The sequence below is a fragment of the Natronorubrum thiooxidans genome (assembly GCF_900156475.1).
Classification (GTDB): domain Archaea; phylum Halobacteriota; class Halobacteria; order Halobacteriales; family Natrialbaceae; genus Natronorubrum; species Natronorubrum thiooxidans.
This window is the reverse complement of sequence record NZ_FTNR01000038.1, coordinates 1-9778: the sequence shown is the minus strand read 5'-3', so window position 1 is coordinate 9778 and position 9778 is coordinate 1. Positions and strand designations below refer to the sequence as shown.

The 9778-nt window shown below is 60.9% G+C and carries 7 protein-coding genes, 2 tRNA genes and 1 pseudogene; 5 read left to right on the top strand and 5 right to left on the bottom strand.

Going from position 1 to position 9778, the window contains the following annotated elements; translation table 11 throughout:
- Positions 1–90: 90 nt before the first annotated feature.
- A complete protein-coding gene (locus BW940_RS20385; RefSeq protein WP_076610988.1) occupies positions 91–1104 on the bottom strand; it encodes a type II glyceraldehyde-3-phosphate dehydrogenase in 1014 nt (337 codons plus the stop codon).
- A gap of 190 nt (positions 1105–1294) precedes the next feature.
- Here BW940_RS20385 and BW940_RS20380 point away from each other — a divergent pair, with 190 nt between their 5' ends.
- From BW940_RS20380 to BW940_RS20365, 4 genes are all read left to right on the top strand, one after another.
- Positions 1295–2890, top strand: a complete 1596-nt coding sequence (locus BW940_RS20380; protein WP_143823977.1) for a GLUG motif-containing protein — start codon at positions 1295–1297, stop codon at positions 2888–2890.
- 125 nt (positions 2891–3015) lie between these two features.
- Positions 3016–3969 carry an aminopeptidase gene (locus tag BW940_RS20375; RefSeq protein WP_076610989.1) on the top strand — a complete coding sequence of 318 codons (954 nt, stop codon included), beginning with the start codon at positions 3016–3018 and terminating at the stop codon, positions 3967–3969.
- An 84-nt stretch (positions 3970–4053) separates the two neighbouring features.
- Positions 4054–4713 (top strand): HVO_0476 family zinc finger protein, encoded by a 660-nt coding sequence (locus BW940_RS20370; protein WP_076610986.1) that lies wholly within the window; start codon positions 4054–4056, stop codon positions 4711–4713.
- A gap of 92 nt (positions 4714–4805) precedes the next feature.
- Complete coding sequence (locus tag BW940_RS20365) at positions 4806–5555, top strand: protein-L-isoaspartate O-methyltransferase family protein (protein ID WP_076610985.1); 750 nt, start codon at positions 4806–4808, stop codon at positions 5553–5555.
- 245 nt (positions 5556–5800) lie between these two features.
- Here the strand turns inward: BW940_RS20365 and BW940_RS20360 are convergent, their stop codons facing one another.
- The 4 genes from BW940_RS20360 to BW940_RS20345 form a co-directional block, all read right to left on the bottom strand.
- Positions 5801–7897, bottom strand: coding sequence for a bacterio-opsin activator domain-containing protein (locus BW940_RS20360; protein WP_076610984.1), 2097 nt, complete (start codon positions 7895–7897; stop codon positions 5801–5803).
- A 93-nt stretch (positions 7898–7990) separates the two neighbouring features.
- The gene (locus BW940_RS20355) at positions 7991–8404 is read right to left on the bottom strand and encodes a group I intron-associated PD-(D/E)XK endonuclease (protein ID WP_076610983.1); all 414 of its coding nucleotides are present in this window, start codon (positions 8402–8404) and stop codon (positions 7991–7993) included.
- Positions 8405–8646: 242 nt separating this feature from the next.
- A tRNA-Asp gene (locus BW940_RS20350) sits at positions 8647–8719 on the bottom strand.
- A gap of 185 nt (positions 8720–8904) precedes the next feature.
- Positions 8905–8977: transfer RNA gene (locus BW940_RS20345), tRNA-Asp, on the bottom strand.
- A gap of 126 nt (positions 8978–9103) precedes the next feature.
- On the opposite strand from BW940_RS20345, the pseudogene BW940_RS22610 reads away from it, so the two are divergent.
- Positions 9104–9601 (top strand): annotated as a pseudogene (locus BW940_RS22610) (RNA-guided endonuclease InsQ/TnpB family protein); the annotation flags it as partial.
- Positions 9602–9778: the final 177 nt, after the last annotated feature.

The window sequence follows — 9778 nt, the reverse complement described above, 5'->3', positions numbered from 1 at the left end:
CGGCGCTGTATCCCCTCCCTACTGCGCTCCTTGTCCGCTTACGCGGACTGCGGTACTCCTTGAGGACGGGGGCTTAGCGCCTGTGATTAGCTAAAGGCCGATTCCGATCGACTCGTTCGTCGTTGCGATGCTTTCCTCGGCGTCGGCTTCGCCAAGCACGGCCCGAATCGCGTCGACGTTCTCCGGGACGACGTCGCTTTCCTGATGGATGCCCTGGAACAGATAGAGGTCCGAGCCGACGGTCGAGATGGACTCCTCCCAGATGCAGTTCTCCCAGATGTCACCGCGCGGGCGACCGGCGTCCATCGCGTACTCCTTGAGCTTGCCGCTGCCGTCGATATCCATGCGCTCGGGAATCAGGAACAGCCGTGACTCGTCGGCGAACAACTCGCGGACGTCTGCCGCATCGACCTCTTCCTCGAGGGTGACGTTCAGGCTGTGCATGTGCATCAGCGTCGCGGGAACCTTCATCCCCAGGGTGTCAATGTCGAGGTCGTCGAAGATGGTCTCGACGTCGGGACCGTGGTGGGATGGGATCGTGACCGGGTTCGGCAGGATGTCGTTGATCGGACCACGGTTGGTCTGGCCGGGGTCACCGCCGCGGCGAACGAGAGTCGCGCGTACCTTTTCGACGCCGTAGGCCTCGCGCAGCGGCGCGATAACTCGAGAGAGACCGGTCGTGTTACAGGAGACGACGCGGACGTGGTCGGCATCGACAGCGTCCTCGAAGTTCGAGCGGGCGTTGAAGCTGGTGTCGACGAGATCCGCGTCCTCGCCGCCCTGATAGAGCGCCGGCGTGTCGTACTCCTCGTACAGTTCCTTGTTCTCCGCGCCGATGCCGGAGGGCGTGGCGTCGACGACGATATCTGCCGCGTCGATGAGGTCCTCGACGGGGCCGGCAATCTCGAGATCGGCCTCGGCGAACTGGTCGGCGCGCTCTTCGATGGCTGCATACAGCGGGAATCCTTTGTCGATAGCCGTCTCGGCCTCGAAGTTCGGCCGCGTCTTGGCGACGCCAAGGACTTCCATATCCGGCTGCTGCCGGACGGCGTCTGCGACGCGTTTGCCGATCGTGCCGTAGCCGTTGATCGCGACCTGAATCATGTGTTCGGGAGTCCACTACCGAGGGGGATAACCGTTTCGAGGCTTCACGATCGATTGTAACTCGAAAGCGTGTTTTACACGGATCCTCGTTAGTCGTTCGACGGAGGCGAGGACGGGACGGACGGGACGGGCTCCTGAGCGAACCACGTGGTGCTGACGTTTATATACGAAGGAGGGGGCAAACCGCCGTATGCGTGTCCCCAACCGGAACCCGAATCGTCGCGACGGGGTGGTGCCCGAGACGAGCCGTCATCGTGTGTGTCTCTCGTCTCGCCGACTCCGTTGTGCAGGCGTGTTGCTCCTCTGTCTCGTCATCCTCTTTGTCAGTCCTGTGAGTGGGGCGAGCACGCCGCTCGAGGGAGTCGACGGAACTGGAACCGAAGCCGATCCGTACGTCATTACGGACGTCGACGAACTGCAGGCGATCGCCGACGAGCCGGACGCCCACTACGTGCTCGGAGATGATATCGACGCAAGCGAGACCAGAACGTGGAACGGCTACGCAGGGTTCGACCCGATCGCTTCCGATGGGGAGTTCACTGGCTCGCTGGACGGACAGAACTACGAGATCCGTGGTCTGGTCGTCGACCGGCCGGACGAGGACCGCGTTGGCCTCTTTGCGAACGCGAACGGGACGATCGAAAACGTTAATTTCGAGGAGACGACCGTTGTCGGTAATCAGGACGTCGGTGGTCTCGTCGGTGCTGCACACGAGGATGCAGTTATCCGCCGAATCTCGGTCTCGGGGGAGGTCACCGGCGATCACGAAGTCGGCGGGCTTGCCGGACGGTCTGCCGGCACCGTGAGAGATTCGGTTTCGGCGGCGGAACTCGCCGCTGACGACGAGAATCGACGCTCGTTCATCGGCGGTCTTGTCGGGCTAGTCGAGGATGGCTCGGTGGAACGATCGGCGGCAACGGGCGACGTTACCGGCATCAGAGCCGTCGGCGGACTGGTCGGGGTGGTCTCATACGATGCATACGTGAGCGATTCGTACGCGACCGCCGACGTCTACGGCGTCGACCACGAAGACAGCGGCTACTACTTCGGCTGGGAGGACTCTTTTACTGTCGGTGGCCTCGCCGGTGCCGTCGATGGGAGCGTCGCGACCTCGTTTTCGACCGGCGAGGTGACGGGGACGAGACGATACCATGGACTGTTCGGCGAGCACAAACGAGTAGTCGACTCGTACTGGGACGTCGACGCGTCTGGGCACGAACAGGGGAGCTTGGATAGCGACGACGACATGACCGGACTGACGACCGCCGAGATGACCGGCCCCGACGCTGCCGAGAACATGGTCGCCCTCGATTTCGATTCCGTCTTCAAGACGACCTCAGACGGCTATCCGATCCTCCGGGCCGAACTCGAGCCCGCCGAGTTCCGCGTCACCGACCTCGACGGCCCCGACGCCCTCGAGGTCGGTGAGACGGCCGCGGTGCGCGCGACAATCAAGAACGTAGGCGCACTCGAGGGGACACAGAACGTCTCGCTGAGACTGGGTGACGAGACAGAACAGTCGACATCGCTCACGCTCGGTCCCGACGAGCGCGAGACGCTGTCGTTCGAGGTCACGGCTGCCACCGACGGAGCGTTCCAGTACACGGTCGAGGCCACAAACGAAGCGACGGCTGATGACGCGGCGTCGAGCGTGGTAACCATATCCGACGATGCGGACGGCACCGACACCGAGGGACCGTCCTCGAGCGATGGTCTCCCCGGTTTCGGTGTCGCCGGTACCATCGTCGCGCTGGTACTCGTCACGTCGCTCGCGCGGCACGGGTGACAGCCATCGGTTCCCCGTGAGAAGACGGACCCGGCACAGCGGGGAATCGCAACGAACCTGTTCGGTAATCGACAGCGAGCCAGCCAAGGATAACAGCTTTCGGTCCCCTCGAGTACAGTATGGATATGACTGACCTTCGTGACGCGTCCGAGACGGCAGTTCGACAGTGTCTGGCCCTCGAGGCTGATGAATCCTGTGCGGTCGTGACCGACGACAAACGCGAGCTGATCGGCGAGTCGCTGTATGCCGTCGCGAGCGAGATTACCGACGACGCGGTGATCGTCCGCTACCCGCCCGGTGAAACCCACGGGAGCGAGCCGCCGGCACCCGTTGCGGCGGCGATGACCGGCGCGGATGTCGTTCTCGCGCCGACGACCAAGAGCCTGAGCCACACTCGTGCTCGCACGGAGGCAAACGACGCCGGAGCCCGCGTCGCGACGCTGCCGGGGATCACCGAGGAGGTCTTTACGACCGGGCTCGACGCCGATTACGAGTCGATCGCGGCCCACTGTGAGGACGTCCGCGAGCAGGTGGCCGACGCCGCCGAGATCCGTGTCACGACGCCCGCCGGAACCGACATTACGTTCGAGATCGGCGACCGGGAGTGGCTCTCCGATACTGGGATCGTCCACGAACCCGGCCAGATGTCGAACCTTCCGGCGGGCGAGGTGTTCATCAGCCCCGAACGTGCCGACGGCACGTTCGTCGTCGACGGCACGATGCGCCCTCACGGGTTGCTCGAGGACGGCCAGCAGCTCGCTTTCGAGGTCGAAGACGGGCTCGTCACACACATCTCGGACGACGAGATCCGTACAACGGTCGAGGGCGCTGCCAAAGACGTCGGTGACGCCGCGTACAACCTCGCGGAGTTAGGTATCGGGACGAACGTCGCCGTCACGGATCTCGTCGGCTCCGTGCTCTTGGATGAGAAGGCCGGCGGCACCGTCCACATCGCGATCGGCGACAACGCCGGCATCGGCGGCGAGACCGAGGCACCGATCCACCTCGACGGCATTCTGCGGGAGCCAACGGTGTTCGCCGACGGGGAGATCGTCACCCTTCCTGGAAACGAGAACTGATCGGACGTCAGACGGACTCGAGTACGATCATCGTCGGAACTCGAGTTCAATCGTCTTTTAGGCACGTAGCGGGTATACCGTGGTATGAACGATATTCCGGACCGCGTCCCCACGCCATGTCCGTCCTGCTCACCCGAGCTCGAGACGGTTCACGAAGTCTTGACGACGACCGAAGGCGGCGGGACCGTGACGGTTCGCTGTAGCGAATGTGGTCACGTCCACAAGATCCAGCCCGAACGCGAGCGCGAGGTCACGCTGGACGTTGTCGTCTCCCAGGAAGGCGAATCCTTTACCGCGAACGTAACGACACCCGAAGACGCGACCATCGAGGTCGGCGACGAATTCATTCTCGAGACCGAGGAGGTGCTCTCGACGGTTCGCGTCACGAGTCTCGAACTCGACGGCCAGAAACGGACCGACGAGGCCGACGCGGATGAGATCGAGACTGTCTGGACCCGCGAGGTCGACAACGTCGCGGTGAACGTCACCGTCCACCCACAGGACGGCTCGCGAAACGACAGCCGCAGTATCACGCTCCACGTCCCCGGTGACTACGAGTTCGAGATCGGCGCGACCGAGACGTTCGGCGATGACGAGTTCGAAATCGACGCCGTCGTCGTCCGCAAAGACGCCTCGGGGTATCACCGGAATCGCTACGAGGAATCCGGCGATTCGGTCTTCGCAAAGGACACGAAGCGAGTGTACGCCTACGACGAACAGTCCAGCGCCTGGTCGGCCTGGTAACGGCTCCAGACGATCGTCAGCCCGTTGTTTCTCACTCGAGTCCCGATGGCGCAAGCGCGCCATTGATTACGACCGGCGCGATAGCTCCGCGTATGGACCCCGCGGTACTGCGAGCGGAGATGGTTGATGGCCTTGAGTCCACTGGCAAGGACGTCCTTCAGGACGAGGCCGTCGCTGTCGCGATGCGTAACGTGCCCCGCCACGAGTTTCTCGAGGACGACCGCTTGGCGTATGCGGACCGCGCGTACGAGGCGTTCGGGACTCGAGTGCTTGCGCCAAGTACAGCCGCCCGCCTGCTGCAGGCACTCGCTCTCGAGGACGACGACACGGTGTTGATCGTCGGCGTTGGTATCGGCTACACGGCCGCCGTCGCCGCAGAAGTCGTGGGTGCAACGAACGTCCACGCCGTCGACATCTCGCGACCACTCGTTATCGAAGCCCGGCAGAACCTCGCCCGAGCGGGCTACGACGGTGTACTCGTCGATTGCCGCGACGGCGCGAACGGGCTTCCCGAGTACGCTCCGTTCGATCGCATCCTTCTCGAGGCCGCGACTGTCGACCCGCCACGGGCATTACTCGAGCAGCTGACGGCCGATGGTCGGCTCGTGTTGCCCCGAGGAAGCCAGCGCCAGCGACTCGAGGCCATCTCACCCGCGGGCGAACGGACCCAGTTTGCGGCCGTCTCGCTCGAGCCGCTGTTGGTCGAAGGCGAACAGTCCGGAGCCGTCGAACGCAATCGAATGGTCCGCGAGGACCGCGAACACGCGATCCGACGTGCCGAATCCCGGCGGGGCTGGGAACAGGACTGGATCGAGTGGGAGGACTCGATCGGCTCATCGTGATCGGTGTCGCGGGCAGGTGCACTCCCGACCGGATAGTCAGCACTGCCCGTTCGATCGTCGGCGAAAAGTGGGGGTGGGGGTGGGGGGGATTGGGGGGGTGGCGACAGACTATCGCAGATCGCCATCTAGCCGTATGGATTGCTCGAGGGTAATTATACGCTCTAGGTGATTAGTGTGTCCAGAGCAGCTATTCTAATTAATTAGAGTCTCCTCGGCGACGGGCCGGTAAGTCGACCGGCGCTCGATCACCCGATGTTCCGGTCGAACGCCAGCGTGACGAGTTTTCGTTCGGCCGCTCGCAAGTGGTAGTGGTACGTCGGTGGGGTCACATCGAGGACATCCGCGAGGTCCTCGCCAGTGCTCTCACGGGGCCACTTGAAGAACCCGCTGTAGTGAGCCGCTTGCAGCGCCTCGAACTGTCTCTCCGTGAGTTCCTCCTCGAGATGGGTGTCGAGCTGTCGGATCGAGTGCGCCCGTGTCGTTTCGCGTCGCGCCTCCAGTTCGGTTTCCGGATACCGCTCTCTGAATCGCTCGATTAGCGACCGGGCTTCGACCTGCTGTGGAAGTTCGAGGACGAGCCTCGTCGTCCCGTTCTGGGCCGTCGCCGTTCGCAACTGGACGTCGTACGTCCGCAAGATATCCGCGAACGGCGACGAGGAAACCGTCAGCTCGAACAGGATCTCGTCCTCGCCTGCCGAGACGACCGAGAGCGTCTCGACCGATGCCGACTGTTCCAGCGTCGCACACTCCGTCTCCGCCGATGTGGTGACGAAGACGACGACCTCGTCATCTCGCTCGATCAGCCCTTCGACGGTAACCGGGCTCTCAGCCCGTTCGGCGAGTCGGTTGAACAACAGCCGCGAATCGTGGACGGCGAGTTCGAGTTCGAGTCGGCTATCGGTGAGCATCGCTCGCGTGCGTTCGACCGATCGAATCGCGTGGCCGATCGTCTCGCCGAGTTCGCCAAGCACCGCTCGTTCGCGCTCACCAATAGAGTCGACACCCGCCACGTGAATAAGCAACACGCCGTACCGTCGCTTATCGTCGATCAACGGAACCGCGAGTACTGTCTGGTAGCCGTAGGTCAACGCTTCCCGTCGACGCTCGTCCCAGCCGTCGGCCTCGAGGACGTTTCGGACGACCTGGACGCCTTCTGCCTCGAGTGTCTCCCTGCTGAGCTGGATTTCGGGGGCGTGCTCGCCAGCCTCGCGGAGCTGATCGATAAACGCCCCGTCGACGCCGGCCCACGAGGTCGGTTCGGGTGGACTGGCGTCGCTCGAGGCGATCCAGGCGAAACGGTAGCGTTCGGTATCGGCCAACCGCTCACAGACTCGCGTTTCGATCTCCGTCCGTGTCGATGCCTGTGCGATACCGTGATTGATCTCCCGGACGATCTCGTTCGTGTGATTGAGCCGCGTGAGTTCTTCGTTCTGCCGCGTGAGCGTGCGATCGTTCTCCCGCAACAGTTGCTCACGCTCCGCTCGATCGAGTGCCGCTTCGGTGTTCGCTGCCAGAATGTGCACCACCTCCGTCATCGTTTCGTCGATGCCGTCGACGTCGTCAGTCCCCGCAATCACCACACCGTGGGTTCCCAGCGGAACGAGCAACTCGTTTTGACTCCCCGTCTTTGCGACGGCCGCATCCCGGCTCACGTTCTCGTAGTAGGCGCTTTCGCCCGCCGAAAACACGTCCCAGACGTGTCCGTCACTGTACTCGGCTTGCCGCTCTGAGTCGGCGACCTCCCGCGTCGATGCGGCGTGCTCGAGAACCCCCTCCGTCGGCTCGAACGCATACGCCGCGACCACCGACACGTCGAGGATCTCTCCGGCGGTATCGACCGCCGCTCGATAGATCTCGGCTTTGGTGTTCGCTCGCATCAGATCCCGCGTCGTCTCGTGTACCGTCGTCAAGGTCCGCTCGTACCGGCGCTTGTTCTCGCGGAGTTCCGCTTCAGTTCGATACTGAGAGACCGCGTTCGTGATCTGGTTTGCAAGCAGCGCGTACTGCTGCTCGCCGGACGCTTTTTGCAGATACTGGGTCACGCCCGCAGCGATCGCCTCGCTGGCGACCGTTTCGGATCCCCGGCCGGTAAAGAGAATAAACGGCAGTTCGGGATCATCCTCACGCACTCGCTCGAGCAACTCCAGGCCCGTCATCCGCGGCATCTCGTAATCGCTGACGATACAGTCGATCGAACGCTCCTCGAGCGTCGACAGTGCCTCCTCGGCGTCCATCGCCGGTTCGGCGACGATATCCTCGTGCTCGCGCTCGAGCATCTCGCCGACGAGGTCGGCGAATCCCGGTTCGTTGTCGACGATGAGAACGGTTATCGGTGATGTCATGGGATGAATAGTCGGTTGGAAAAACGATTATGAGAGGTATTTTCTTGTTAAAACGGAGTGAATACTAAACAATTAGCATTTTGATCGGACCGATCAGGGGATGGTCCCATCGAACTCGTATTCTCTCGCCCAATTTATCGAGGGATGATCGATCTCAGATTCGAAACGGAGTTCCATCTTCTGCTCAGTCGCATCGGCCGTATCGATCCAGTAGAACGTCTCCGTCTCCGGGTAGTAGACCAGAAACGCATCGATATCTCCATGATAGGTTCGTTCGTGGTATGAGCCGTTTTTAGTCGTCTGAGAGTGTGTATTGAAACGGAGTGTTTCGTCTTTGTTGGGCCAGCCGGTCTTACACTGAATCCGGTACAGTTCATCGCCATCGTCGATAACGAGGTCGTATCTGTCGTTATCGCCGAACGGGATCGAGACGCTGTACCCGTATCTAATCAGTTCCGAAAGCGCTCTCGACTCGGTTTCATCTCCAATGGCCTTCGAATTACGCATACAGCGGTTGCTATCGGCATCTGATAAAAATCTCAGTACCGATGAAGCCGAGACTATCTCACTAGAGGCGACTACGGAATCGATGTTCTGTGTTCGACAAGTAACTGCACCAGTTGCTCACTTATAAACTCAAAAACTGCCTAACGCGGGAACTGAACCCGTTCAAAAACGTTCTGTGTACGCGCAACCACATTCGGCGTTTCGAATAGTGCAACTGCTCGAGAAGTTAGATTTCGAGAAAGCGCCCGAGGCGGGATTTGAACCCGCGTCACAACCGTGACAGGGTTGTATGATGGGCCACTACACCACCCGGGCCTCCTGCAACACTTCCTTTCCCGGAGAACTTCTTAAGCGTTGTGTTACAGATATTGTTGAATTTATTAATATGATGGTATGCTGATCATTTCGAATACGTTCGGCCGGCTCGAGATTATTGAACGTCGGTCGTGGATATTCCAATACAAGAGGCTGACTGGTCAAGAAGTTAGATTTCGAGAAAGCGCCCGAGGCGGGATTTGAACCCGCGTCACAACCGTGACAGGGTTGTATGATGGGCCACTACACCACCCGGGCCTCCTACGACTCTATCTTCCCCGGTGAACTTTTTAAGGGTTGTGTTATAGATACTGTCAATTCTGAGTAGTGTGTCTGTGTTATAGTTTGTTCAACTACGCGGTAGCGCGGAGTTCCCTTCTGCTCACGGCTTCGCTGTTCGATGACGACACCGTCTCCCTCTCCACAACGGCGAGTCGAACCCGGTGTCCGCTCGACCTTCCCGAGGCCGACGATGGCTACCAGCGCCAGTATCTCGACTCGGACGAGTGGAGCGTCACGGAAAGTACGCTCACTGCTGTAATGGCGAGTTCTTCTTCCGCATCGGCTTCCGCCGGTACAAGAACGATACCGAACGAAACACCGCCGAGTAGAACAGTTCTCGGGGTTGATTTCGGTGTTGAAAACTTCGCCGTCACCAGCACCACCTACTTTTTCAGCGGGCTGGTGGTACCACATCGACTTCACGAGTTCGACAAGGTCCGCGCCGGATTACAATAGACCGGAACGCGAAGTGCTCACCGAACGCTCGCACAGTCGAGTCGACGGGAGCTTCGCCACATCCGTGATGTTCTCTACCGGGCGTCGAACGCGCTGATAAATGAAGCACTTCGCTCCGACTGTGACGCGATCGCGTTCGAGAATTACAAGCCCCATGTTTAACGATCGAACCCGTCATATGGATATTCAATACAAGAGACTGACTGCTCGAGAAGTTAGATTTTGACTCAGCTTTGCACGCTAGCCTCGGCTGTTGAGTGAACGAAGAGATGGTCGATCTCGGTCATGAGGTCATCAATACCGCGGTCATCGTTGTCTCGA